We start from the raw sequence: 24535 nt of genomic DNA, 5'->3' as shown, positions 1-24535 counted from the left end.
GGCGCTGCTCTCGGCATCGCTGGCCTGCGCGGCGCTGCTCTCGGCATCGCTGGCCTGCGCGGCGCTGCTCTCGGCATCGCTGGCCGGCGCGGTTTTCTCGGCATCGCGGGCCCGCGTGGCGCTGCTCTCGGCATCGCTGGCCGGCGCGGTTTTCTCGGCATCGCGGGCCCGCGTGGCGCTGCTCTCGGCATCGCCGGCCTGCGCGGCGCCGTCCTGCTCAGTGTTGCCCTGCTCGGTGTTGCCTTGCGCGGTGCCGCCCTGCTCGGTCCCGGCCTGGTCGGGGCTGCCCTGCGCGGTGCCGCCCTGCGCGGTGCCGCCCTGCGCGGTGCCGCCCTGCGCGGTGCCGCCCTGCTCAGGTCCGGCCTGGTCGGGGCTGCCCTGCGCGGTGCCGCCCTGCGCGGAGCTGCCCTGCTCGGAGCTGCCCTGCGCGGTGCCGCTTTGCTCGGAGTTGCCCTGCTCTGTGCTGCCCTGCGCGGAGCCGCCCTGCGCAGCACTGTCATCCGTGGTGACTTGGGCGGCGCCCGTCGCGGCCGCCTCCGAGGCACTGTTCTGGTCGGCCGCCGGGGTGTCGCCCTCGGAGTTCGGCCCGGCGGCAGCGGGCGCGACCCTCTTCGCCGGCACCGCAGTCTTCTTGCCCTTGGCCGGGGCGCTCTTGGCGGGGCTCACGACCTGGGTCGCGTCCACGACGACGGCCTTGTCGGTCTTGCCCTTGGCCGGCGGCTTGCTGTCCTTGACGTCGCCCTTGGCGTCTGCCGGCTGGGTGCCCGTGGGCTTGGCGCCCGCAAGTGTGGCGTCCTCGGCCTTGCTCTTCGCGGGCTCGGGCTTCTTCGCCGGCTCGGTGATCTTGGTTGTCCGGTCGACCGGCTCGGAGATCTTGGTGGTCGGGTCAACCGGCCGGGCGGAGGGCCCCGTGATCTTCGTCGTCTGGTCGACCGGGGCCGGGATCCTGGTCGTCTTGTCGGCGGGCTCGGGCGTGTTCCGCTTCGGCTTGGCCGGGGCCGTCGTGTTCTTCGGCGGGGTTTGGATCTTGGTGGTCGGGTCAGCCTGCGCCGGCACCGGCTTCTGCTCGGCCGGCGCGTCGGGTTCCACCCGCGGGATCAGGGCCGTGGCGTCGGCCAGGGACCGCTCGTGCTCGGGAGCGGCCGTCTTCCGGCGGTTGGCCGCGACGTCTGCTGCCGTGAAGCCGGATTGCGCGCCACGGGACGTACGGGAAATCCCGCCGCTCGCATGCGGGCCGGACCGCGGCGGCTCGGGCGCGTGGGGACCCGTACCGATGAAGGTGGTCTTGTCGTCGCGGACCGGGGGCCCGTCGACGCGCGTGGCATCGATCTTGGGACCGTCGACCCGGGTCGCGTCGAGGCGCGGCGCGTCCACCTTCGGCGTGTCGACCCTCGTCGGGGTCTCGGCGGCGGGACGGCTCACCGGCGCTTTGCCCGGCGCGAAGACCGGGCGGCCCTGGTCGGCGCCCGGGCGACCCGGGTTGACGGGCGGCTGCGGCGGACTCGCGGCACGACCCTGTGCCGGCGTGACCGGCGTACGGCCGGGTGGGTTGGCCGGACGGGCCACCGGGGGACGTGGACCCGGCACGACCGGGGTGGAGGCGGTGCCGCCGGTCAGTGCCGCCCGGTCGCGGCCGACACCCGGACGGCGCATCGTCGGGCTCATCGGGAAGCTCAGCTTGGACCGGCGGCCGGCGGCGCGCAGCAGCAAGCGCTCGGCTTCCTCGGCGTTGATGCGGTGCGTGGGGTCCTTGCGGAGCAGACCGTTGAGCACGGGCTTCATCGGGCCGGCGTTGCGCGCGGGCGGCGGGTTCTCGGTGGCCAGCGCGGCCAGGGTGGCGATCGCGGACGGGCGGGCGAACGGCGAGGCGCCCTCGACCGCGGCGTAGAGGGTGGCGCCGAGCGACCACAGGTCGGCGGCCGGACCGGCGGAACCGTCACGGGCTCGCTCGGGCGCGATGTAGGCCGGCGAGCCGAGCACCAGGCCCGTACGCGTGACGTTGGGGTCTCCCGGGACGGTGGCCAACCCGAAGTCGGTGAGCACGACTCGGCCGTCGGCGCCGATCAGCACGTTGCCCGGCTTGACGTCGCGGTGGACGACACCGGCCCGGTGGGCGGCGCGCAGCGCGTTGAGCACGCCCAGACCGATCTCGGCCGCGCGCACCGGGCTGTACGGACCGTCGGCGGCAAGCGTGTCCTGCAGCGAGCGGGACGGCACGTATTCCATGACGATCCACGGGTCGGCGTCCGTACGCAGCACGTCGAAGACGCGGACCACGTTGATGTTGTTGAGCCGGGCGATCGCGCGCGCCTCGCGCAGCGACCTCTCCCGCATCTCTTGCCGCTCGGCTGCGGTCAGGCCGGGCGGCGGCACCAGTTCCTTGATGGCAACTTCACGGTGCAGGACGACATCGGTCGCCCGCCAGACACGACCCATCCCGCCCTGACCGAGCGGCGCGACAAGCCGGTAACGGTCAGCGACTACGAGCGGGGGAGAGGAAGACATCACGGAGAAAATACCCGGTCATGTCGAGCGACAGCGAATCGATCAGCCGAGTGTGGGATGCGTGTCACCGGATCTTCGCCGTCAAGTCGTACGCTCGGTCGATGAATACGGAACCGCTGGTCAGCGTCGTGCGTGGCAAGCCCACCGACATCGAGCTGGCCGCGCTGGTCACGGTGCTGGTAGCAGCATCCAGCGAAGTTGATGCCGAGCCTGCTCAGACCCCGGTTTCCCACTGGGCCCGATCCGCACGCCCATCGATGACCCCCCACTCGTGGAAGGCGTCAGCACTTCCCCGATAGATCATCGTTCGTCACTGTCCACAGGGTCCCCGACGCTGGCAGTGACCGACTACGCTCACAAGCGCTTCAATGTTCGGACCGGGGAGGCGCGGATGATTCCGGAGGAGGATCGCGGTCCCGCATGGCTGCGTGACTACGGCACCACTGACTTCGGCGCGATCGAGGCCGACATTCAGGCGATGGAACAGTTCGCCGCCAAACTCGCCGCCAACGTGAAAGACAGCTACGCCCCCCACATGTCCACGGTGAGCGAATCGATGGGCACACCGCTGCCGCCGCCACCGGGCGAATTCGTCGAGCTTTCTTCGTTCCTGCTGGCCCACCGCGAGGCGCAAGACGTCACCCACCAGAACGTCTACAACTACGCGAACGGCACCCAGGGCTTCGCGAACGCGGCCGCCGACATCAGCAAGCAGTACAGCGGCTCCGACGCCTTCGCGCACGCCCGAGTCAGCGACGTCGACAAGGCCTTCGACAAGGTCGGCATCCCCGAAGCAACGACGCCGGTAACACCCACGACCAGCGAGGGGAGCCTCTGATGCTCGTCGCAGGCGGCGGTGGAGGAGCCGGTGGTACCCCGTGGGGCATGCTGACGATGCAGCAGATGCAGGCGCTCATCCAGAACCCCGACACAGCCAAGCATTACGAGCTACTGACGGGCTGGAAGCAATCGGCCGACCTGCTGGTCGAGCACCGCTGGCAGGTGCAGAACTACCGAGACAACCTGGCGTCGGTCTGGCCCCCGGAAAAGAACGCGGCCTCGGCGGCCTACATCGCCCGCCTGGACGAGCTGATCACCAACCTGAGCGAAACCTACGAAGCCGCCATCTCCAACCACGACGCCTTCGCCGCGGCCACGCTCTCCATCAGCCTCGCCCAGAAAGAAATGGACGACCTGGCCCGAGAGTACGAGTCAAACGAGCAACTCTTGCTGACCCACACGGCCCCACAACAGTCAGCGAGCGGCCAGCCCCAGCCAACCCCAAGCCCCAGCGGCGAACAGCCCCCGGTAGCCCCCGGCCGTCAAGAGGCCCTACACCAAAAAGCCGTAACGCTATTGAGCGGAGTCAGCGCTGACCTAGCTCAGGCTCAGGTGAATGTACGCACCCCGACGCTTTACAAGCCGACTTCGTCGAGGCAGGACCCGCCGCCAGATGGAGACGGTCCGTATACGCCACCGCCCATCCCGCCAATCACGCCATCTTTTGGGCCAGAGAGCAGCGCGCCCAACTCCGCAAGCTCGTCGCGCCCCTCCGCTTCCTTTCCTGCACCGAGTGCTTTCCAACCCGTCGCGTCGCCGGCAACGACTCAGCCCGGACTTGTCCTTGGTGGAGCTAATCCGACGGCTATCAATCCTCCACCGTCAAGTTTCCCCTCCCCGGCGCCACTGAGCCCGAGTAGTGGCTCCCTAAACAACCCGGGACTGATCTCTCCACCTATCTCCCGGCCGGGCTTCGCTCCGAACAGCGGCACCGGCATCGTCCCCCCGCCTCCGAATGTGAGTCGCGGAACCGGCGCTCCACGGGAAGGTCTCGTTCGGAGTTCGGGAGCGAACGGTGTTCACGTGCTACCTCCCGGCGGGATGATCGGCGGCGTACCGACGCCAGGAATCGGACAGCCGGGCGCAGCGCGAACAAGCGCGAATCGCGTCAATCCTGTCGGAGGAGTCATCGGCGGCGGTACCGCAGCTCATGGCAGCTCGAGCGGACGCAGTTCCGCCAATGGCGTCGGACAGCCATACGGCCAGGTCGGTAGCCGCAGAAGTGATCACCGCAGCCCGACGGACCCTGCACGCTGGGATCCCGATAACCCCTGGGAAACGGCCGAAGGGGTAGACCCGATTGTTCTTCCGTCGCAACAACGCCGCATCGACCCGGGACCGGCGATCGGACTCAGTTGACTACTTTCCGCAGCTTATCCATAACTGCAGGCATCTTCATCCTGGCAGTTACGGCAGCACCACCCAGCATCGCACACGCTGACGGCGTTCGTGACAGTCAGTGGTACTTGCGCTCGTTGAAAATAGCTCAAGCCCAAGCAATTTCGACCGGCTCGGGCGTAGTGGTCGCCATTGTGGATTCGGGATCCTATCCCCATCCGGACCTCAGGCGGAATTTACTTGATGGAACCGACGAGACGACTGCCAGTCCCGGAAGCGGAAAGATCGACGATTTTGGCCACGGCACAGCCATGGCCTCGCTCGTTGGTGGGCATGGGAAGTCTTCAGGAAGCGGCCTCCAAGGTATCGCGCCATCGTCGAAATTGTTGCCTATCCGGATTACAAGGTCGGGCAAGAATCTCGACCCTGCCCCGATGGCCAAGGGAATCAAATGGGCCACCGAGCACGGCGCCAAGGTCATCAACGTTTCTTCTAGCGTTGGCCCTGCATTTGCCCTACAAGATTCGGTACGCGCCGCACTCACAAATGACATCGTCGTCGTTGCAGCCGCCGCTAATGCGTCATCCGAAACATTGATAGGCTATCCTGGCGCTATAGATGGTGTGCTAACGGTTGGATCCACCGGGCGCGACGGGAAGCATTCCGAAGTATCAGCTCCTGATCCAAAGGTACAGATATGTGCGCCTGGTGTAGATATCGTTACCGCGCTTCCGAAAGCCACGTACCGAAGGTCCAATGGGACGTCTAATTCGACCGCAATAGTGTCCGGCGCTGCCGCACTTATTCGGTCGAAGTTTCCCGAGCTATCCGCAAGGGAGGTAGTTCATCGACTGACCTCCACCGCGGACGATATTGGGCCGCCGGGCCGGGATGATGAATGCGGGTTTGGGCGGCTCAATATTGTTAAGGCGTTGACTGCTGACGTTCCGCCGCTTGAGGGTGGGGGCAATTCAGCGCCCGGCTCCGGTTCGCCGGCTAGCAGCGCGCCCGGTGTCATTCGGCCTGAGGTTGTTGCTCCCAGTACTGGGGCTCGGGCTGATTCGGAACCGTCGGGTGGCGGCTCGGCCTTGGTGTTCGGCGGGGTTGCGGCCGTTCTTGCCGTGGTTGGAGCGCTTACCGCAGTGGGGTTACGGCGTCGGCGGCGACGGTAGGAGCGCGACGCATTATTGCTGTGCCGGTCTCGTTTGGGGACTGAACGCCGGGTTGTGTGCTCCTTCGCACGGTTGGGGCTTGTAGCCTCTTGAGCGTGGAGAAGGACATTGTGTATCGGTTGATTCTTGCTTCGGCCAGTCCGGCTCGGCGAGGGTTGCTCAGTGCGGCCGGGATCGAGGCTGACGTCATGGTCAGCGGCGTGGATGAGTCGACCGTTGAGGCTGCGGATGCGCACTCGCTCTGTCTTGCGCTGGCGCGCATGAAGGCGCGCACCATTGCCGCTCAGTTGAACGCCGACCCGGGGGTTGTCGTGCTCGGGTGTGATTCCGTGCTGGCGTTCGAGGGTGAGATTTTCGGCAAGCCGGCCAACGGCGAAGAGGCCACCGCGCGTTGGAAGCGGATGCGTGGGCGGGCCGGCGTGCTGCACACCGGGCATCACGTGACCAGCCTTGTCACCGGCAAGCAGGCCGAAGCGGTCGGCACCACCACCGTGCACTTCGCCGATATCAGCGATGAGGAAATCGCCGCCTATGTGGCCAGCGGGGAACCGCTGCACGTGGCCGGGTCGTTCACGTTGGACGGCCGCGGGGGCGCCTTCGTCGAGCGTATCGAAGGCGACCCCGGGAACGTCATCGGGCTGTCGCTGCCCCTGCTCCGGAACCTGTTGGCCGAGATGGGCGTGCCCTACATCGCCCTCTGGAAGAAGTAGGGGTCAACGGACGCTTCGGGCGAACTCCCTTGCCGCCCAGCCCACCGCCACGACGGCCAGCACGGCCATGATGAGCAGGCCCTGCCAGACATCCGGCGCTCCCAGATCGCCGCGGAACAACGCCCTCGTGCCGTTGACCGCCCAGGAGAACGGGTTCCAGTCGGCGACGCCCTGGAGCCAGCCGGGGGCGTACGTCAACGGCAGCAGGATGCCGCTGAGCAGCAGCACCGGCTGGGCGACCGTGTTCATCAGCGGGGCCAGCGCATCTTCGCTCTTGACCACGAGAGCCACGCCGTACGAAAGCGCGGACGTCATCAGCGAGATCAGGGCCAGCATCAGGTAGGCCAGCAGCAGGTTGGGCACGAAGACCCGCAGGTCGAACACCAGCGCCAGCAGCGTGATGATGACGGCCTGGGCGATCAGCGACACCACGTCGCGCAGTGAGCGGCCCAGCAGCAGCGCCAGGCGGCTGACGGGGGTCACCCGGGACCGTTCGATGACGCCGGCCCGCAACTCGGCGATGAGGCCGAAACCCTGGAACAGGCCGCCGAAGATGGCCAGGAGCACGAGCAGACCGGGTACGAAGATCTCGTACGCCTCGGCGTTGGTCGGCACCTGCAGGGCCGGCTTGAGGAGTGGGGCGAAAAGCAGCAGGTACATCACCGGCTGGAAGACGCCGACGAGAATCCAGACCGGGTTGCGCAGCAGCAACTGCATCTGGCGGTTGAAGATCAGTGAGGTGTCGCGCAGCAGCTTCATTTCTCAGCTCTCCCGCAGCGATCGGCCGGTCTTGGTGAGGAACACGTCGTCGAGGCTGGGCCGGTGCAACTCGACGGTGCCGAGTGGGACGCCGGCCGCGTCGAGGGCGCGCAGGATCTGCGGGATCGCCACGGCGCCGTCCTCGACGTAGAGGCGCACGTTGTCCTCGTACGTCTCGGTCTTGTAGGAAGTCAGGGCCTGGACCGCCGCCGGGACAGCGTCGACCGGGAGGCCGACCCGCACGACGTCGCCCGAGATCTCGCGTTTGAGTTCGGCCGGCGTGCCGGAGGCGACGATCTCGCCGTTGTCCATGATGGAGATGCGGTCGCAGAGCGCGTCGGCCTCATCCAGGTAGTGGGTCGTGATGAAGACGGTCATGCCCTCCGCGCGCAGCCGTCTGATCTCGTCCCACATGTGGGCCCGGCTCTGCGGGTCGAGTCCGGTGGTCGGCTCGTCGAGGAAGACGACCTTGGGCTCGTGGATGATGCCGAGCGCGATGTCGACCCGCCGCCGCTGGCCCCCGGAGTAGGTCTTGCACTTGCGGTCGGCGTACTCGGTCAGCTGGAACCCCTCGAGGACGCGCGCGGCCCGGGCGAGCGCATCACTCTTGGAGGCGCCGTAGAGGCGTGCCTGGAGAACCAGTTCCTCGCGGGCGGTGGAATCATCCCAGGTGCTGCCACCCTGGGCGACATAGCCGATGCGACGGCGCACCTCGCCCGGATCGGCGCGCAGGTCGGCGCCGGCGATCGTGGCCGAGCCGTCGTCGGGCACGATCAGCGTGGCCAGCATGCGCAGCGTAGTGGTCTTGCCGGCCCCGTTGGGACCGAGGAAGCCGAAAATCTCGCCCTCGGCGACGGTGAGGTCGACACCGCGTACGGCCTCGACCGTCTTTTTCTCGCGCCCCTGGCGCGACACGAACGACTTGCGTAGCCCGCGCGTCTCAATCATGCAGGGGAGCCTACGACCGTCAAGTTTTACTAGTCAAACTTGATTTCGGCGTCGGCAGCGGTCTCCCGCGCCTCGTTCAGGGTCTGCCAGGCGTCCCCCATCGTCTCGATGCGGCGGGCCGTGCGCTCGCACCAGGCGATCTCGGCCTCGGCCATCGCGATGCTGCGCTCCCACATCCACGCCACGAAAGCCGGTTTGTTGTCGGCCCAGTCGGCCTTGGTCGCAGCCTCGAGCTGCTGCACGCCTGCCCGCAGCTGGTTTGCCCGGTTTCGCAGCGCCGCCGCGGACTCCTCGCGGGGAAGCGCGGGCAGAAAGGAGAACGCGGCCATGAAGGGATCGGGCCCCGGCGTCAGGTTCCACCAGCCGTTCCTCAACAGCGCCTGGAACTCCGCTTTGCCCTTGTCGGTGGTTTCGTACGTCGTACGCGCGGGACGGCCACCCACCTGCTCGGTGGCGACCTCCCGCAACAACCCCTCATCGGTCAACTTGCGCAGACCGTGATAGATCGACCCCGGTTGGACGTTGGCCCATTTGTCGGCGCTCCAGCTCAGCAGCTCACGCCTTACGTCATAGCCGTGCACCGGCTCCAGCCACTGCACCAGGCCGAGGATCATCATGCGGGTCGCGGACACTCCGTCAGCGTAAAACTGTCGGCCGCTGCGGCTAGGCTCAGCCCGTGCGCAAGGTATTGATCGCCAACCGTGGCGAGATCGCCGTCCGGGTCATCCGGGCCTGTCAGGACGCCGGACTGACCAGCGTCGCCGTCTACGCCGACAGCGACCGTGACGCGCTGGCCGCCCGGCTCGCCGACGAGGCGTACGCGCTGGTGGGCGAGACCGCGGCCGAGACCTACCTGAGCATCGGCAAGCTGCTCGAGGTCGCCGCGCGCAGCGGCGCCGACGCGGTCCATCCGGGCTACGGTTTCCTCTCCGAGAATGCCGATTTCGCCCAGGCGGTGCTCGACGCGGGGCTGACCTGGATCGGCCCGACCCCGCAGGCGATCCGCGACCTGGGCGACAAGGTCACCGCCCGGCACATCGCCCAGCGGGCCGGCGCGCCGCTGGTGCCGGGCACGGCCGAGCCGGTGGCCGACGCGACCGAGATCGTGGCGTTCGCCGAGCAGCACGGTCTGCCCGTGGCCATCAAGGCGGCGTTCGGCGGCGGCGGGCGCGGGCTCAAGGTCGCGCGCACGATCGACGAGATCCCGGCCCTGTTCGAGAGCGCGACGCGCGAGGCGGTGGCGGCGTTCGGGCGGGGCGAATGCTTCGTCGAGCGCTATCTCGACCGCCCGCGGCACGTCGAGGCACAGGTGCTGGCCGACACGCACGGCACGGTCATCGTGGTCGGCACGCGTGACTGCTCCCTGCAACGGCGGCATCAGAAGCTCGTCGAGGAGGCGCCGGCCCCGTTCCTGAGCGACCAGCAGCGAGCGTCCATTCACGAGAGCGCGAAGGCGATCTGCCGCGAGGCCGGCTATCACGGTGCGGGCACGGTCGAATACCTGGTCGGCCAGGACGGCACGATCTCCTTCCTCGAGGTCAACACCCGCCTCCAGGTCGAGCACCCGGTCAGCGAGGAAACGGCCGGAATTGATCTCGTACGCGAGCAGTTCCGCATCGCCGCGGGCGAGCCGCTGCGGTTCACGAGCGATCCGGTCCCGCGCGGCCACTCCATCGAGTTCCGCATCAACGGCGAAGACCCGGGCCGCAACTTCCTGCCGGCCCCCGGCGCGGTCGAGGCGCTGGTGTGGCCGCTCGGCCCCGGTGTCCGGGTCGACGCGGGGGTCGAGGCCGGCAGCGTCGTCGGCGGAAACTTCGACTCCCTACTAGCCAAGATCATCGTTTCCGGCCGTACGCGGGAAGAGGCCCTGGAACGCTCGCGCCGGGTTCTCGACGAAACAGTCATCACCGGGCTGGCCACGGTGCTGCCGTTCCACCGCGCAGTGGTGCGCGACCCCGCCTTCACGTCCGAGCCGTTCACCGTCCACACCCGATGGATCGAGACGGAGTGGGAAGGCGGCATCGAACCTTTCACCGCGAGCGGCGAGGCCGCGCCGGGCGCCGAAGAGCGCGAGACGGTCGTCGTCGAGGTCGGCGGCAAGCGCCTCGAGGTCAAGCTGCCGTCGAAACTGCTGCGCGCCGGCCCGGGCCCAGCCGCGGCCGCGCGACCGGCTCCGCGCCGCGGCGGCGGGGGCGCCCAGACCCAGGCGAGCGGCGCGGCACTGACCGCCCCGATGCAGGGCACAGTCGTCAAGGTGGCCGTAGCCGACGGCGACAACGTGTCCGAAGGCGACGTGATCGTGGTCGTCGAGGCCATGAAGATGGAGCAGCCGCTCACCGCCCACCAGGCCGGCACGGTGTCCGGCCTGTCGGTAAAGGTCGGAGAGTCCGTCACCGCCGGCTCAGTGGTGTGCAACATCGAGTGACCGCAAGCGGCACGGCAGTGTGGCAGCGACCGCCACGGCAGTGTGGCGGCGACCGGCGCCGGAAAAGCGGCCCCAAGGTGAGCCGGTAGCGGAGCTTCCCTCACGGCAAGCGCGACAGAAGCGGCCCCGTTGGTGGGCCGGTGGCAGAGCTTTCGTCGCCGCGGGACGCCACAGGAGCGGCTCCCCTCGCGCGCCACTGGCGAAGCCTTTCGCGGCCCTCGACGCCAACGAATGGCCTCCGCTCATGAGCCACTGGCGAAGCCTTTGTCGCCACCACAGGAACGGCACTCCTCGCGAGGCACTGGCAAAGCCTGTCGTCGCGGTCGGCGCGACAGGAGGAGCCCAAGGCGGGAGCCGGTCGGCGCCACAGCAGTGACGCCAGGCAGCGAACCGGCCAGCGCCACAGCGACAGCCCCAGACGGCGAACCGGCCACCGCCACAGCGACAACCCCAGACGGCGAACCGGCCAACGCCATACCAGCAGACCCACACGGTGAGCCGGCCGGCGCTACAGCAGCAGCCCCAGACGAGGGAGCCGGCCACCACTCCGGCAGCGGGCTCAGGTGGTGGCCAGCCAGTAGCGGAGCTTTTCGTCGCGGCGGGCGGCCGGGATGCCGCCGTTGCGTTCGATGGTTCGGCGGGATGGCTGGTTGTCGAAGTCGCAGGTTATGAGCACCTTGGGAAGGCCCAGAGCGGCCGCCACCGGCCGTGCCGCGGCCAGCATGGCGGTGGCGTGGCCCTGGCGGCGGGCCGAGGGGCGTACGTCGTAACCGATGTGACCGTTGCGTTCGCCGGCGGGACCGGGCGCGAGGCGGTGGCGGATGTTGAGGCGGCCCAGGTAGACCTCGCCCTCGAGCCACCACAGCACCGTCGTCGGCACGTAGCCAGGCGGCCGGGGTGTCTCTTCCCGGCGCTGCGCAAGCAGGAAGCCGACAAAGTCCGCGAAGCCCGCCGGGCTCGACCAGGTCGACGCGTACGCGCGGAGGTCGGCTCCGATGTTGCTGAAGTCATCCGGACCGCCGCGGCCCTCGGCCACGTATTCGTCCATCGCGGCCAGGAACGACGGCCGGGCATCGACTGTGGGCGGGACCAGCGCAGGCACGCGCACCAGCGTAGGTGAGGCAGGGGTGGGCCGCCCGTACGGGACCTACGGACGGCCCACCGGCCGGCACACCGAGAACGGGGGACCCGGAGTTCCGGCAACTTCACGGTACGCCCGCCGCGCTTCGGCGAAAAATCGCTCGGACAAATGGGGACCGAACGCCCTTACGAGACGGCAGCGTCCCGAAAATGACAGGCACCGCAGGCATCGAGGCCTTACCGTGTCAGGCATCACCGACGACCGGGTCTGATCAGGGAGCATGCTGAACACAGCACATTCTCAGGTGACTCCACGGACAATGTCGTGGGCCCCGATACAAAGCCGCGAGGTGGCGAGACCGATGACCGAACTGTTGACCATGATGGCAACACCGGCATGGGCGTACCTTGCTCTTTTCGGCTTCCTCGCCATCGACGCGCTGATCCCGGTGGTGCCGATCCAGGCGATCATGATCACATCCGGCGCGCTGACTGTCTACGGCAATCTGGATCTTGCTCTGGTCATCCTGGTCGGGGCGCTGGGCATGTTCACCGGCGACGCCATCGCGTTCGTTCTCGGCCGCAGCAGCGCTGACCGGGGCACGGGCCGGCTGGCCGCCTTACGCGCCCGCTACGCCCCCCGGCACGACGACGAAGCCAAAGACCCTTCCCGTACGAAGCTGGCGGCCGCCCGCTTCACCCGCGGCCTCCGCCGGCCGGGCCCGCTCGTCCTGCTGCTCTGCCGGTTCGTGCCGGGCGGGCGCATGGCGGCCGGCTTCCACGCCGGCCGGCGCGGCTACCCGGTCAAGCTCTTCGTCCTGTACGACGGCGCCGCCGCGATCGCCTGGGGTTCGTACGGCGGCCTGGTCGGCCACATCGGCGGCACGGCGATCACCCAGTCGGCCTGGCGGCTGTTCGCCATCGCCGCCACCGCCGCCGTCGTCTTCGGCACCGCCGGCTGGATCCTGGCCCTCTTCGGGGGCCGCAAGGACGAGGCTCGTCAGCTCGCCGTCGCGGCCGAGCAGGCGGCGGCCCTCGACCTCGAGCGGGCTCTCGCCGCCGGGGCCGGGGCCGCCGATTTCCACCAGGCCGCCGAGCCGGACGCTACTGCAGCTCGTGCTGCATCAGCTGACGCGCCGCTTCCGCGATCGACCCCGACAACGACGGGTAGATAGTGATCGTGTGGGCCAGCTGGTCCACGGTCAGGTTGTTCTCGATCGCCATCGTGATCGGCAGGATCAGCTCGCTCGCCTTGGGCGCGACCACCACCCCGCCCACGATCTGACCGGTCGCGGGGCGGCAGAAGAGCTTCACGAAACCGTCGTGCAGGTCGGCCATCTTGGCCCGCGCGTTGCCGGTCAGCGGCAGCATCACCTGGCGCGCCGGCACCCGGCCCGCGTCCACGTCGTTCTGTGAGACGCCCACGGTGGCCAGCTCGGGGTCGGTGAAGACGTTGGCCGAGACCGTACGCAACCGCAGCGGCGCCACCGCCTCGCCCATCGCGTGCCAGATGGCGATGCGGCCCTGCATGGCGGCCACGCTGGCCAGCGGCAGCACCCCGGTGCAGTCGCCGGCGGCGTAGATGCCGGGCACGTTGGTGCGCGACACCCGGTCGACGGTCACATAGCCGCCGTTGCCGACCTGCACGCCGTACTCCTCGAGCCCGAGCGCCGCCGTGTTGGGCACCGCGCCGACCGCGATGAGCGCGTGCGAGCCCTCGACGACCTGGCCGTCGCCCAGCGTGACCTGCACCCCGGAGCCGGTGTTGACCACGGACTTGCCGCGGGACTGGCTGAGAATGGACATGCCGCGCTCGCGGAAGACCCGCTCGATCGCCATCGCGGCGTCGGCGTCCTCGTGCGGCATCACCCGCTCGCGGCTCGAGACCAGGGTGACCTGCACGCCCATGGCCAGGTAGGCGCTGGCGAACTCGGCGCCGGTCACACCCGAGCCGATCACGATGAGGTGGGACGGCAGCTCGGTGAGGTCGTAGAGCTGACGCCAGTCGAGGATGCGCTCACCGTCGGGCTGGGCGGTCGCCAGCACCCGGGGCGTGGCGCCCGTCGCCAGCAGCACAGTGGTGGCCTCCACCGCGTACGTATCCCCGTCGTGAGGCGTGACGAGCACCTGGTGGGTGTGGCCGAGAGTGTCCTCCCCCAGCCGGGCCCGGCCGTGCACCACGTCGACCCCGGCCTTGATCAGCTTGGCGTGGATGTCAGCCGACTGGGCCAGGGCGAGCTTCTTGACCCGCGCGTTGACCGCCACCGCGTCGACCGACACGCCCTCGAGCCCGGCCGAACGGATGCCGAAGCGCTCGTTGTGCCGGTACCCCGTCATGACCTCGGAGCTCGCGATGAAGGTCTTGGAGGGCACACAGTCGGTCAGCACGCAGGCGCCGCCCGGGCCCTCCGCTTCGACGAGGGTGACGTCCGCGTCGAGTTGCGCGGCGACCAGGGCCGCCTCGTACCCGCCCGGTCCCCCACCGATGATCACGATCCGGCTCACAGCGTTCCAACCCTCTTCCCGCATGGCAGTTGTGCCGACACGCACTCCTTGTATTCTCCACGACCGCCCTGTCCGGCTATCGTCATCGCCGTGCGTCATTACGCCGCGTATGGCTCAAACCTCGACCCGGCCCGCATGCGGGCCTACTGTCCGCACTCGCCCATGGTGGGCGTGGGGTGGATAGAAGGCTGGCGCCTGACCTTTGCCGGTGAGGGGGAAATCGGCAGCGAGGGCGCCGTCACGACGATCGTCGAGTCGCCCGGCGACCGCGTCTTCGTGTCGCTCTACGACGTCCACCCGTGGGATGCGTCACAACTCGACGAGGTCGAGGGGGTGACTGCGGGCGCATACCAAAAGGTCACCGTGCGTGTATCGACGCTCGAGGGCGAGTTCAGCGCCTGGGTCTACGTCTTCGCCGGCTACGAGGGCGGCCTGCCCACGGCGTGGTACCTGAGCGAGATCGCCACCGCGGCCGAGAAGGCGGGCGCCCCCGACGACTACGTCGAGGAGCTGCGCCGCCGCCCCACCGGCCCCTCGTCACCCGAGGTCTAAATCCACTTCTGATAGATGTTGGCCTCGTACAGCGGCTTCATGCCGACGGCGAGGTAGAGCCGGGCGGCCCTCGTCGGGTTCGCCATGTCGACGCCCAGCCCCGCCTTGTCGCGTCCCTTCGCGGCGTAGGCGGCAAAGGCGCGGCGCAGCAGAGCCTCGCCCAGACCCTTCTTCCGGTACGACCCCAGCACCGCGAGCCGCTTGACCCAGCCCTCACCGGAGTCCTCGTCGCTGTCGTACGACGACTCGAGCACGCCCGCGACCACGCCGTCCACCTCGGCCACGAACCACTCGTCGAAGACCGGCGCCGGATCGTCGGCGACCTGTTTGCGCCAGTTCTCGTAAGAGGTGCTGCGGTGATCGGAGTCGAGGAACGCCTGCTCGATGACGTGGTGAAACGCGCGCAGGTCGACCTCGTCGCCGGGCCTGACCGTCCGGATCGTGACGCCCGCCGGCGGCTCGGGCGCCACCGCTGACACGCCGGCCAGCGACATCTGCATGCGGGCGTTCAGCTTGAGGAAGGCGAACCCGTGCTCGGTCAGCAGATCGATGTACGCGGTCTCGGTCGGCACGGCGCCGGCCCGCACCTCGTACGTCCCGTGGCCGAATTCGATCTTGCGCTCGGCGACCCGGGCCAGCATGAGCTCGAGCAGCGGGCGCATCGCCGGCACCCCGTCCCCCGGCCACACGTACACCTCGATGAAGTCGCGGTTCTCGCCGGTCGCGTTGCCCGGATAGGCCCAGCCGACGATCCGCCCGCCCGCGTCGCAGGCGACCCAGACGTCGCGCGCCAGGTCGGTGTTGGGCTCGGTGAGCGCCTCACGCACCTCTTCGGCGGTGTAGTCGGGATAGCCGACAGCGGCGATGTCGCTGGCGTGCACCAGCTTCAGGATCGCGGGCGAGTCGTCGAGGGTGGGCCGGCGCACGATCCAGCCGTCGGGAAGCTCAGTCACCCCGGCATCGGATCACGACCCGTGCCCGCCGGGCGAGCCGTTATTGCGCGAGGCGGTGCCGCAGCGATTCCAGCAGGCCGATGAGTTCGATGCGCTCACCCAGGTCGAGGGCCGCGTAGGCCTGACCGGCCATCGCGTCGGCCACCGACTCGGCCCAGATCAGGCGCCGGACGATCGGGCCCGCCGGCGGATAGGGCGGCTGCCAGCCGAAAGCGACCGCGCCGGTCTCGCCCTCGGGGCCGGCGATGATCGCCTGGAGCGGCGTGAGGCCCCCGGCCCGTACGGCCACCAGCTGCACGCCGAGGCGGTGCTCATGCAGCAGGTGCAGCAGCACCGCGGCCTGCGCGCCCGGCGCCTGGTCGGGCACCGGCATGGCCCGCCAGGCGGCGAACAGCGGAAGCCCCGCGTAGTCGACCGCGGTGACCACCCGGCGGGTCAGCTCGTGCAGGCGGGCCAGCCGGGGGAACCCGCCGAGCTGCTCGGCGCCCCAGGTGCACAGCTCGTGCAGGTGCCAGGTGGCCACCTCCATGGGCGCGGAGGTCTTCGCGGTCGCCTCCCAGCCGTCGATGACCGCCTCGGGCGCGATCATGCCGATCGACGCGGCAACAGTTTCGGGACGGACATCGCCGAGCGCACCGGCGCGCGCGGACACGTGATAGGCCCAGCCGGACAGGCCCAAGAGGCGGGCCCGGCGAAGCGTCTGAGGCGACTCCGCGAAGGCGCCCACTATCGTCGCGAGTCCCGTCTTGGCAGTGGCGGCAGCCTGTTCGGGTGTCACCCGCCCGATTCTGCTCCCCCGGGCACGTTCTGGAAAATATTCTTTCCGTTCCGCCGGACGATCCGGATCAATTCGACAAGTCCGATTCGAGGTCTTCCAAGGCCGCCTGAACGTCGCCGACCTGGCGGCGAGCCGCGGCCGCTTCCCGTTCGGCGAGGCGACGGGCCTGCTTGCGGCGAGCCACGTCGGCCTGCGCCTCAGTACGACGGCGCTCCAATTCGGCCAGTTCGGCGTCGAGATCCTCTACAACGTGACCAGCATCACGTTCCGCCGCCTCGGCCTTCTCGAGCTGGGTGTCGGCCCGCTTCTCGGCCGACTGCGCGTTGCTCAACTCGCGGCGCAGTTCCCGGCGGCGCTGCTCCAGCTCCCGCTTACGTCTTTCCTCGGCTGCCCGCTCGCGGGCCGACTGCTGCGGGAACTCGACGACCTCGCCGCCCTCGTCCTCCTCCTCGTCGTGGTCCTCGGCGTCGTCACTGTCGACATCGGCCTCATCGGTGACCAGGCGCAGCCGGGGCCGCGGCACCTCGCCGAAGCCCGCGTAGGTGGCGGCGCGGATCAGCCGGCCGGTGCGCACCTGGGCGGCGATCTCGGGCTCGGCCAGCGCGGCCGTCAGCGTCGCCTCGACCTCCCCGAGCGGCACCTTGACCGACCTGTCCTCGCCCCGGGCCAGCTTGCCGGCCGCCGCGACCAGGGCCGAGACCACCTGACGGCGCTGGGCCGTGAGCTCGCGCAGAGCCGAGCCGTCCAGACCACGCTGGGCGTCGCGCAGCGCGGTGGAGAGCTCGACCAGTTCCTCGATCAGGTCGGGCCGGCGCAGGGCGAGCAGGTTGACCACCCAGGCGGCCACGGTCGGCTTCTTGAGGGCGGCCAGGCGTTTGGCGGTCGCCTTGTCGCCGGCCTGGCGGGCCTGCTCGATCGCGGCCGTGCGGGCCGCGACGAAGCCCTCCGGCGGGGACTCGTACAGCCGCTGGATCAGTTCGTCGGTGGCGCTGGGCACGTCAGGCGATGCTAGTGCCCGGCGCGACGTGCGCGTACTTCGTGCCACCGAGTCGTTCGAGATGTCCGTCCGACACCTTGGCCCCGGTCTCGGTGAGCAGGTAGTCGTGCAGCGCGTAGGCCCGCCCCGGCTTGACGGCGCGGATGAAATCGATGGACTCGGAAAGCTTCATCCAAGGAGCATTCAACGGCGCGAAAAGCGTGTCCACCGTCGTGTCCTCCGGCACGGTGAACGAGTCACCGGGGTGGTAGAGATTCGTGGACCCGTCGCCGATCAGGTAGCCCACGTTCGCGATGCGCGGGATGTCGGGGTGAATGACCGCGTGCTGACCGCCGTACACCCGGACCTGATAGCCGGCGGCCTCGAACGTGCCGCCCGGCTCGACCGCGGTGGCCACGTCGGCGAAGCGCGGGTGCTGCTCCAGCACGTCGGCGTGCGCGAAAAGCCGCAGACCGGGCTGCTTCCCGTTCGCCTCGCCCAGCGCGTCGGGGTCGAGGTGGTCGAAATGCTCGTGGGTGATGAGCACCGCGTCGGCGCCGTCGAGCGCCGCCCGCTCACTGAACGTGCCCGGGTCGACGACGAGAACGCCCGCGCCCTCGACCCGCAGACAGGAATGGGTGAACTTCGTGATGCGCACGGGATCCCTCCGCTGCCGATTCGTAACCGCTCATCTCGCAGTCTGCCGGAACCGGAACGGCTCCGCCGCACGTCCCAGGGGCACACCGAAACTCCGATGGGGAGAAAGCATGCGCGCATTTCGCACGCGAATGACATATCTGCTGGGAACATTCCTTCTGAGCGGCGTCCTGCTCGCCGGCTGCGGGTCCGACGACACGGCGCAGAATTCGTCGGCCGGCGCTCCGGCCATGGACGAGGGCGCGGCCCTACCGGCCGAGGGTGAGGTGGAGACCCAGGCCGGCAAGGGCGCCGACACCGCGGCCAAGGCGCCGGACCTGCGGGTCGAACAGCGCTCGATCATCTATCGGGGCACGGTGACCGTACGGGTCGAGAACGTGGACGCCGCGGCCGGCCAGGCCGGGGGCATCGCCAAGACAGCCGGCGGCTTCGTCAGCGGCGACAACCGCAGCAGCGGCTCCGGGGCCGACACGGCGACGATGGAGCTGCGCATCCCGGCCGAGAAGTTCGACGCCGCCGTCGCCCAGCTGGCCGAGCTGGGCACCGAGGAGCAGCGCCAGATCAGCACCGAGGACGTGACCGAGCAGACCATCGACCTCGATGCCCGGATCACCGTGCAACAGGCCCGGGTCGACAGCGGACGCAAGCTGCTGGCCCAGGCCAAGTCGCTGAACGACCTGGTCATGCTCGAACGCGAGGTGGCCACCCGCGAGGCCGACCTGGCGTCCCTGCAGGCCAAGAAGCGGAACCTGGCCGACCTGACCGCGCTCTCGACGATCACCGTGACGCTGCTCGACCCGCAGGCCGAGGCGATCGCCGACGACGACCCGCCGGGCTTCCTGGGTGGGCTGGGCGCCGGCTGGGACGCGCTGCTGGCGTCGCTGCGGGTGCTGCTGACCGTGCTGGGCGCGCTGCTGCCGTGGCTGATCGCGTTCGGCCTGCCGATCTGGGGCGTCATCTACGCCGTGAAGCGCTACAACCGCACCCGCCGCGCCTCGCATGGGGGCACCCCGGCCTACGTCGTGCCCGGCGCCCAGCTGCCGCACCCGCCCGCGGCGCAGACACCGGTCTCGGCGCCACCAGCCCAGCAGCCGCCGTCGGAGACGCCGTAAGAAATGACGGGATCCCGCGAGTGCGGGATCCCGTCGCCGTTCTCGGTGCCGGTCAGAAAGCCGCGGTGGCCAGGGCGGCCAGGGCGGTGTGGACCATGACGCGGACGCCGTAGCCGATGGAGCGCTCGTCCACGTCGAAGTCGCCCTGGTGCAGGTCGTGCTTGGCGTCCGAGCCCGGCGCCCCGGTGCCCAGCCGGATCATCGCGCCCGGCACCTGGTCGAGGTAGAAGGCGAAGTCCTCGCCGCCCATGCTGATCTCGGCCTCGACCACCCGCTCGGCGCCCAGCGCGGCGCCGGCCGCACCCGCGATCACCGCGGCGGCCATCCGGTCGTTGATCACCGGCGGGACACCGCGGTGATAGCCCACCTCGACCTGCGCCCCGGTCGGCGCGACCACGTCCTTGATCAACTGGGTCACCAGCTCGGGCGCCGTCCGCCAGGCGTCCCGGCTCAGGATGCGCACGGTGCCACGCGCCACGCCCTCGCCCGGGATCGCGTTGAACGCTTCGCCCGCGTGCACCGCGCCCCACACCATCGACAGGCCGGCCCGCGGGTCGACGCGGCGGCCCAGCAGGGCGGGCACGTCCACGATGACCTTGCCCAGCGCGTACACCAGGTCGGCCGTCAGGTGCGGCCGGGCGGTGTGCCCGCCGGGACCGCTCAGCTTGATGTCGACCGTGTCGGCGGCCGCGGTGAACGGGCCGGAGCGCACCCCGATCAGCCCGGCCGGCAACTGCGGGTAGCAGTGCAGCGCGAAGATCGCGGCCACGTCCTTGAGAGCACCGGCGGCGATCAGCTTGGGCGCGCCGGACGGAACCGTCTCCTCGGCGCACTGGAAGATCAGCCGGACCCGGCCCGGGAGCTGGCCGCTCTGGGCGAGCTGCTGCAACGCCAGGCCGAGGCCGAGCATCACGGTGGTGTGCACGTCGTGGCCGCAGGCGTGCGCGACGTTGGGGACCGTGGACTTGTAGGGCACGTCCTTGAGGTCCTGCAGCGGCAGCGCGTCGAGGTCGGCCCGGAACGCGATGACCCGGTCACCCTCGCCGATGTCGCAGATCAGACCGTTGCCCTCGGGCAGCATCTGCGGCGAGAGCCCGGCCACGGCGAGCTCGCGAGCGACCAGGGCCGCCGTCTCGAACTCGTGATAGGACGGCTCGGGGTGGGCGTGGATGTGCCGACGAATCGCTACGAGCTCCGCGCCACGGGTGGCGAGCCAGCGGTCGAGCCGGCCGGGCAGGGGCTCGGCACCGGGCAGCGGCCCGGGCCACTCCGCATGGGCCCCTTCGGGCTCCGTCAGAGTAGTAGTCACGTCGGATTCCGTACTCTCGAAGTTTTGTCAGGTTTTTGCGACGCGCGACAGCTTAGACCGTTTTACGTGACGCTGTGCAACGCCATTCCCGTGCGCAATGGATCGCGCTCGGTGACAAAAGACCTGGGTACGGGAGCTGGTGGCCCCCTCACCCCCTACAACCGGTTACGAAGGCGGAGGTGACGCAGGTTCAACGGTGCCACGCGGTGGTCAGAAACGCTCGACAGGGTGGTGGACGCCCCACACACCGCGCAAGGTGTGGCACACCTCGCCCACAGTGGCACGAAGGCGCAACGCCTCTTTCATCAACGGTAGGACGTTCTCGGTCCCACCGGCGGCCTTCGCCAAATCCGCCAGGGCCGCCTCGACCGCCGCGTTGTCGCGTGCCGACCGCAGGGCGGCCAGCCGGGCCACCTGGGCCGCCTCGATCGCCGGGTCGACGCGGAGCGGCTCGTAGCGCTCCTCCTCGTCGGCCGCGAACCGGTTGACCCCGACCACGACCCGCTCGCCGCTGTCGATCTCGTTGGCGATCCGGTAGGCCGACGCCTCGATCTCCTGCTTCTGGAAACCCTGCTCGATGGCGTCGACCGCCGACCCGTACGAGAAGACCCGCTCGATCAGCTCGGCCGCCTGCCGCTCCACCTCGTCGGTCAGGGCCTCGATCGCGTACGACCCGGCGAACGGGTCGACCGTGCCGGTCAGGCCCGACTCGTACGCCAGGACCTGCTGGGTGCGCAGGGCCAGGCGGGCCGACTTCTCGGTGGGCAGGGCCAACGCCTCGTCGTAGGCGTTGGTGTGCAGCGACTGGGTGCCACCGGCCACCGCGCCCAGCGCCTGGATGGCCACCCGGACCAGGTTGACCTCGGGCTGCTGGGCGGTGAGCTGCACCCCCGCGGTCTGGGTGTGGAAGCGGAGCATCAGCGACTTCGGATCCTGGGCGCCGAACTCGTCCCGCATGATCCGGGCCCACATGCGCCGGGCCGCGCGGAACTTGGCGATCTCTTCGAGTAGGGTCGTGCGGGCCACGAAGAAGAACGACAGCCGGGGCGCGAAATCGTCGACCGCGAGGCCGGCGGCGAGCGCGGCCCGTACGTACTCGATGCCGTTGGCCAGGGTGAAGGCGATTTCCTGCGCGGGTGAGGCGCCGGCCTCGGCCATGTGATAGCCGGAGATCGAAATGGTGTTCCATTTCGGGATCTCGGACCGGCAATAGGCGAATGTGTCGGCGACCAGCCGCAACGACGGTTTCGGCGGGAAGATGTACGTCCCCCGCGCGATGTATTCCTTCAGGATGTCGTTCTGGATCGTGCCCTGCAGGGCCGATCCGGGCAGGCCCTGCTCCTCGGCCACCAGCTGATAGAGCAGCAGCAGCACCGAGCCCGGCGCGTTGATCGTCATCGAGGTGGAGACGCGGTCGAGCGGGATGCCGTCGAACAGCTGGCGCATGTCGTCGAGCGAGTCGATGGCCACGCCCACCTTGCCGACCTCGCCGTGCGCGATCGGGTCGTCGGAGTCGTAACCCATCTGGGTGGGCAGGTCGAACGCCACCGACAGGCCCATCGTGCCCGCCGCCAGCAGCTGGTGATAGCGCGCGTTGGACTCGGCCGCCGTGCCGAAACCGGCGTACTGCCGCATCGTCCACGGGCGTTTCGTATACATCGTCGGGTAGACGCCGCGGGTGTACGGGAACTCACCCGGCTCGCCGATCGGCGCGTCCGGCGGCACGTCCCCGGGTCGGTACACCGGCTTGATCTCGAAACCCGACTCCGCGTTCACATCCGGAATCCTAAGGCTTCGTTCAACCCTGGAGCGTGAGGACTTTCGCACTGTGCGTCCGAATCCTTCGACACAATGCGATTCCATCGTCACCTACCGTCGAGTTCGGCGGAACACGGCGGCAGTGACTTTCAAATAGGGCCCGGGGCACGGCAAGATAGCGGGGTTGGTCGACGGCCCCCTAAACCCCTCGGTGGCATCCTCAGTGACTCAGATTCCGACGTGGAGCGGCGGCAACAACGCTCCCACCAGCGGACGCGCAGCCCCGGGCACGCTCATCGGCGGGCGCTACACCCTGCGTGCCGCGGTGGGCCACGGTGGCATGGGCACGGTATGGCGCGCAGCCGACACGCTGCTGCGACGCGACGTGGCCATCAAAGAAGTCATCCTCCCGCCCGGCCTGGCGCCGAGCGACCGCGACGCGATGTACGAGCGGACCATGCGCGAGGCCCGCGCCGCGGCCGCCCTGCAGCACCCGGCCGTAGTGCAGGTCTACGACGTGGTGCACGAGAACGGCCGGCCGTGGATCGTGATGGAGCTGCTCGACGCGCGCAGCCTGGCCGACATGGTGATCGAGGACGGGCCGGTCCCGGCGCGCGTGGTCGCCAAGATCGGCATCGCGCTGCTGGGCGCGCTCGAGGTCGCGCACGCCCACGGTGTGCTGCACCGCGACGTGAAGCCGGCCAACGTGCTGATCTGCCAGGACGGTCGCTGCGTGCTGACCGACTTCGGCGTCGCCCGCATGCCGACCGACGTGCAGCTGACCACGCCCGGCATGGTGCTGGGCTCGCCCCACTTCATCTCGCCCGAGCGCGCGATGGGCAGCTCGTTCGGCCCGCCGAGCGACCTGTTCTCGCTGGGCGTCACGCTCTACACGGCGATCGAGGGCCGGCCCCCGTTCGACAAGGGCGACCCCATCGAGACCATGCACGCCGTGGTGGAAGACCCGCCGACCCCCGCCGTACGGGCCGGCTCGCTCACCCCGGTGCTGATGGGTCTGCTCGAGAAGGACCCTGACCGGCGGATGGACGTGCAGACCGCGCGCACCATGCTGCGGCAGCAACTCGCCGGCCCGCTGGCCAGCAAGAGCCCGCCGCACATGATGACCGACCCGTACTCGGTCGTCCCCGCGCAGCGCCCGCCGGCCGCCCCGGCCGAGACCCAGCCGATCCCGCCTTCGAAGAACGGGCAGATCGGTGGCCGGGCCATGCTCGCGCCCGGCGACTCCCTGACCGACCACCTCAACCGGGTGCAGCAGGACAACGCGTCCACCCCGGGCACCGCCCGGCGCCGGGCGGCGGAATCCACCCCGACCGGCCTGATGCCGGCGGCCGCCTCGAACGACACCACGAGCATGCTGCCGCCGCGCGGCGCGTGGGACGGCCACCGGGCCGCCCACGACCCGATGCCGGGCACGGTCGTGGCGAGCCCCGCGGCCAAGCGCAACGCTCTGATCGACAAGACGGTGACCACCGTCCGGGAGACCACCGGCAAGGCGGTCACCACCTTCAAGGGCTGGCCGCAGAAGCAGCAGCTGATCGCCGGTGGTGGCGCGCTGGCTGTGGTCGTGCTGCTGATCGTGGTGTTCTCGCTGGTCGGCTCGGGCGGCGACGAACCCGTCACACCCCAGGCCGGGTCCCCCGGCAATGCCGCGGCCAAGCCGGCGGCGCTGCCGACCCAGCAGTACAACGACCGCGGCATCACCGTGGCCGTGCCCAAGGGCTGGACCAAGAAGTCGGGCGGGGTCTGGGTCGACTACGTGGACCCGGACGACGCCAAGCGCAAGGTGCGCATCCTGGTCGAGCCCGCCTCGTCCAAGGCCACCCCGCAGTCGTTCCTGGGCGTCGCCGAGAACACACTGAAGACCCGGTCGGCGAACTGCCCCAAGCCGTACGCGCAGGTGGGCGTGACCGACACCAAGATCGGCGGGCGCGACGGGGCCGTGCTCGAGTACACGTGCGGCACCGGCGACAGCGGCCGGCACGGGCTCTGGGGCGCAGTGATCGCGGGCGGCAAGGCGTACTCGTTCTTCCTCACCGCGAACGAGTCGCAGTTCGCGGCCAGCAAGCCGATCTTCGACCAGATGATCAAGACCTACGCCCTGCAGGCCTCCTGAGCGGTCGCGGCGTGCTATCAATCC

The 24535-nt window shown here is 69.6% G+C and carries 21 protein-coding genes; 9 read left to right on the top strand and 12 right to left on the bottom strand.

Annotated elements, in window-relative coordinates; genetic code table 11:
- Positions 1-2505: protein kinase domain-containing protein (locus KXC43_RS53535; RefSeq protein WP_438870863.1), on the bottom strand; the 2505-nt coding region annotated here is incomplete at its 3' end.
- Between the two features lie 101 nt (positions 2506-2606).
- Here KXC43_RS53535 and KXC43_RS09305 point away from each other — a divergent pair.
- From KXC43_RS09305 to KXC43_RS09290, 4 genes are all read left to right on the top strand, one after another.
- The gene (locus tag KXC43_RS09305; protein WP_221375573.1) at positions 2607-2804 is read left to right on the top strand and encodes an acyl-CoA carboxylase subunit epsilon; all 198 of its coding nucleotides are present in this window, start codon (positions 2607-2609) and stop codon (positions 2802-2804) included.
- Between the two features lie 41 nt (positions 2805-2845).
- Positions 2846-3343, top strand: a complete 498-nt coding sequence (locus KXC43_RS09300) for a hypothetical protein (RefSeq protein WP_221375572.1) — start codon at positions 2846-2848, stop codon at positions 3341-3343.
- A gap of 1522 nt (positions 3344-4865) precedes the next feature.
- The gene (locus KXC43_RS53210) at positions 4866-5855 is read left to right on the top strand and encodes a S8 family serine peptidase (protein ID WP_369076949.1); all 990 of its coding nucleotides are present in this window, start codon (positions 4866-4868) and stop codon (positions 5853-5855) included.
- A 95-nt stretch (positions 5856-5950) separates the two neighbouring features.
- The gene (locus KXC43_RS09290; RefSeq protein WP_221375570.1) at positions 5951-6565 is read left to right on the top strand and encodes a Maf family protein; all 615 of its coding nucleotides are present in this window, start codon (positions 5951-5953) and stop codon (positions 6563-6565) included.
- Positions 6566-6568: 3 nt separating this feature from the next.
- On the opposite strand, the gene KXC43_RS09285 is transcribed toward KXC43_RS09290, so the two are convergent.
- From KXC43_RS09285 to KXC43_RS09275, 3 genes are read right to left on the bottom strand one after another with little or no spacing between them, the layout of a single operon-like run.
- Positions 6569-7324: an ABC transporter permease gene (locus tag KXC43_RS09285; RefSeq protein ID WP_221375569.1), complete on the bottom strand. Its 756-nt coding sequence runs from the start codon at positions 7322-7324 to the stop codon at positions 6569-6571.
- A gap of 3 nt (positions 7325-7327) precedes the next feature.
- Entirely contained in the window at positions 7328-8272 is a 945-nt protein-coding gene (locus tag KXC43_RS09280) for an ATP-binding cassette domain-containing protein (RefSeq protein ID WP_221375568.1), read from the bottom strand.
- A gap of 29 nt (positions 8273-8301) precedes the next feature.
- On the bottom strand, positions 8302-8904 hold the full coding sequence (locus KXC43_RS09275; protein WP_308129020.1) for a PadR family transcriptional regulator: 603 nt from the start codon (positions 8902-8904) through the stop codon (positions 8302-8304).
- Positions 8905-8948: 44 nt separating this feature from the next.
- Here KXC43_RS09275 and KXC43_RS09270 point away from each other — a divergent pair, with 44 nt between their 5' ends.
- On the top strand, positions 8949-10697 hold the full coding sequence (locus KXC43_RS09270; RefSeq protein WP_221375567.1) for an acetyl/propionyl/methylcrotonyl-CoA carboxylase subunit alpha: 1749 nt from the start codon (positions 8949-8951) through the stop codon (positions 10695-10697).
- A 559-nt stretch (positions 10698-11256) separates the two neighbouring features.
- Here the strand turns inward: KXC43_RS09270 and KXC43_RS09265 are convergent.
- Positions 11257-11799, bottom strand: coding sequence for a GNAT family N-acetyltransferase (locus tag KXC43_RS09265; RefSeq protein ID WP_438870862.1), 543 nt, complete (start codon positions 11797-11799; stop codon positions 11257-11259).
- Between the two features lie 340 nt (positions 11800-12139).
- Here KXC43_RS09265 and KXC43_RS09260 point away from each other — a divergent pair, with 340 nt between their 5' ends.
- Entirely contained in the window at positions 12140-12952 is an 813-nt protein-coding gene (locus tag KXC43_RS09260; RefSeq protein ID WP_221375566.1) for a DedA family protein, read from the top strand.
- On the opposite strand, the gene KXC43_RS09255 is transcribed toward KXC43_RS09260, so the two are convergent.
- On the bottom strand, positions 12882-14282 hold the full coding sequence (locus tag KXC43_RS09255; protein ID WP_221375565.1) for an NAD(P)H-quinone dehydrogenase: 1401 nt from the start codon (positions 14280-14282) through the stop codon (positions 12882-12884). The genes KXC43_RS09260 and KXC43_RS09255 overlap by 71 nt on opposite strands.
- Positions 14283-14372: 90 nt before the next feature.
- Between KXC43_RS09255 and KXC43_RS09250 the strand changes: the two genes are divergently transcribed.
- The gene (locus KXC43_RS09250; protein WP_221375564.1) at positions 14373-14834 is read left to right on the top strand and encodes a gamma-glutamylcyclotransferase; all 462 of its coding nucleotides are present in this window, start codon (positions 14373-14375) and stop codon (positions 14832-14834) included.
- Here the strand turns inward: KXC43_RS09250 and KXC43_RS09245 are convergent.
- The 4 genes from KXC43_RS09245 to KXC43_RS09230 form a co-directional block, all read right to left on the bottom strand.
- Positions 14831-15787, bottom strand: coding sequence for a GNAT family N-acetyltransferase (locus KXC43_RS09245; protein WP_221375563.1), 957 nt, complete (start codon positions 15785-15787; stop codon positions 14831-14833). The genes KXC43_RS09250 and KXC43_RS09245 overlap by 4 nt on opposite strands.
- A gap of 40 nt (positions 15788-15827) precedes the next feature.
- A complete protein-coding gene (locus KXC43_RS09240; protein ID WP_221375562.1) occupies positions 15828-16565 on the bottom strand; it encodes an SCO6745 family protein in 738 nt (245 codons plus the stop codon).
- A gap of 67 nt (positions 16566-16632) precedes the next feature.
- Positions 16633-17562: a hypothetical protein gene (locus KXC43_RS09235; RefSeq protein ID WP_221375561.1), complete on the bottom strand. Its 930-nt coding sequence runs from the start codon at positions 17560-17562 to the stop codon at positions 16633-16635.
- 1 nt (position 17563) lies between these two features.
- Complete coding sequence (locus KXC43_RS09230; RefSeq protein WP_221375560.1) at positions 17564-18199, bottom strand: MBL fold metallo-hydrolase; 636 nt, start codon at positions 18197-18199, stop codon at positions 17564-17566.
- Between the two features lie 109 nt (positions 18200-18308).
- Here KXC43_RS09230 and KXC43_RS09225 point away from each other — a divergent pair, with 109 nt between their 5' ends.
- The gene (locus tag KXC43_RS09225) at positions 18309-19310 is read left to right on the top strand and encodes a DUF4349 domain-containing protein (RefSeq protein ID WP_255643775.1); all 1002 of its coding nucleotides are present in this window, start codon (positions 18309-18311) and stop codon (positions 19308-19310) included.
- Positions 19311-19362: 52 nt separating this feature from the next.
- Here KXC43_RS09225 and KXC43_RS09220 read toward each other — a convergent pair whose 3' ends face one another.
- Positions 19363-20619, bottom strand: coding sequence for an amidohydrolase (locus KXC43_RS09220; protein ID WP_221375559.1), 1257 nt, complete (start codon positions 20617-20619; stop codon positions 19363-19365).
- A gap of 210 nt (positions 20620-20829) precedes the next feature.
- Complete coding sequence (locus tag KXC43_RS09215) at positions 20830-22395, bottom strand: acyl-CoA mutase large subunit family protein (RefSeq protein ID WP_221375558.1); 1566 nt, start codon at positions 22393-22395, stop codon at positions 20830-20832.
- Positions 22396-22600: 205 nt separating this feature from the next.
- On the opposite strand from KXC43_RS09215, the gene KXC43_RS09210 reads away from it, so the two are divergent.
- Positions 22601-24511 (top strand): serine/threonine-protein kinase, encoded by a 1911-nt coding sequence (locus tag KXC43_RS09210; RefSeq protein WP_221375557.1) that lies wholly within the window; start codon positions 22601-22603, stop codon positions 24509-24511.
- Positions 24512-24535 lie beyond the last annotated feature (24 nt).

It is taken from the genome of Paractinoplanes polyasparticus (assembly GCF_019710575.1).
Classification (GTDB): Bacteria; Actinomycetota; Actinomycetes; order Mycobacteriales; family Micromonosporaceae; genus Actinoplanes; species Actinoplanes polyasparticus.
This window is presented reverse-complemented; position numbering and strand designations above follow the sequence as displayed.

Excerpts from the sequence above, each read along its gene's own strand:
- KXC43_RS09305 (WP_221375573.1), top strand. The coding sequence starts at position 2,607 with ATGAATACGGAACCGCTGGTCAGCGTCGTGCGTGGCAAGCCCACCGAC.
- KXC43_RS09285 (WP_221375569.1), bottom strand. The coding sequence starts at position 7,324 with ATGAAGCTGCTGCGCGACACCTCACTGATCTTCAACCGCCAGATGCAG.
- KXC43_RS09280 (WP_221375568.1), bottom strand. The coding sequence starts at position 8,272 with ATGATTGAGACGCGCGGGCTACGCAAGTCGTTCGTGTCGCGCCAGGGG.
- KXC43_RS09260 (WP_221375566.1), top strand. The coding sequence starts at position 12,140 with ATGACCGAACTGTTGACCATGATGGCAACACCGGCATGGGCGTACCTT.
- KXC43_RS09225 (WP_255643775.1), top strand. The coding sequence starts at position 18,309 with ATGCGCGCATTTCGCACGCGAATGACATATCTGCTGGGAACATTCCTT.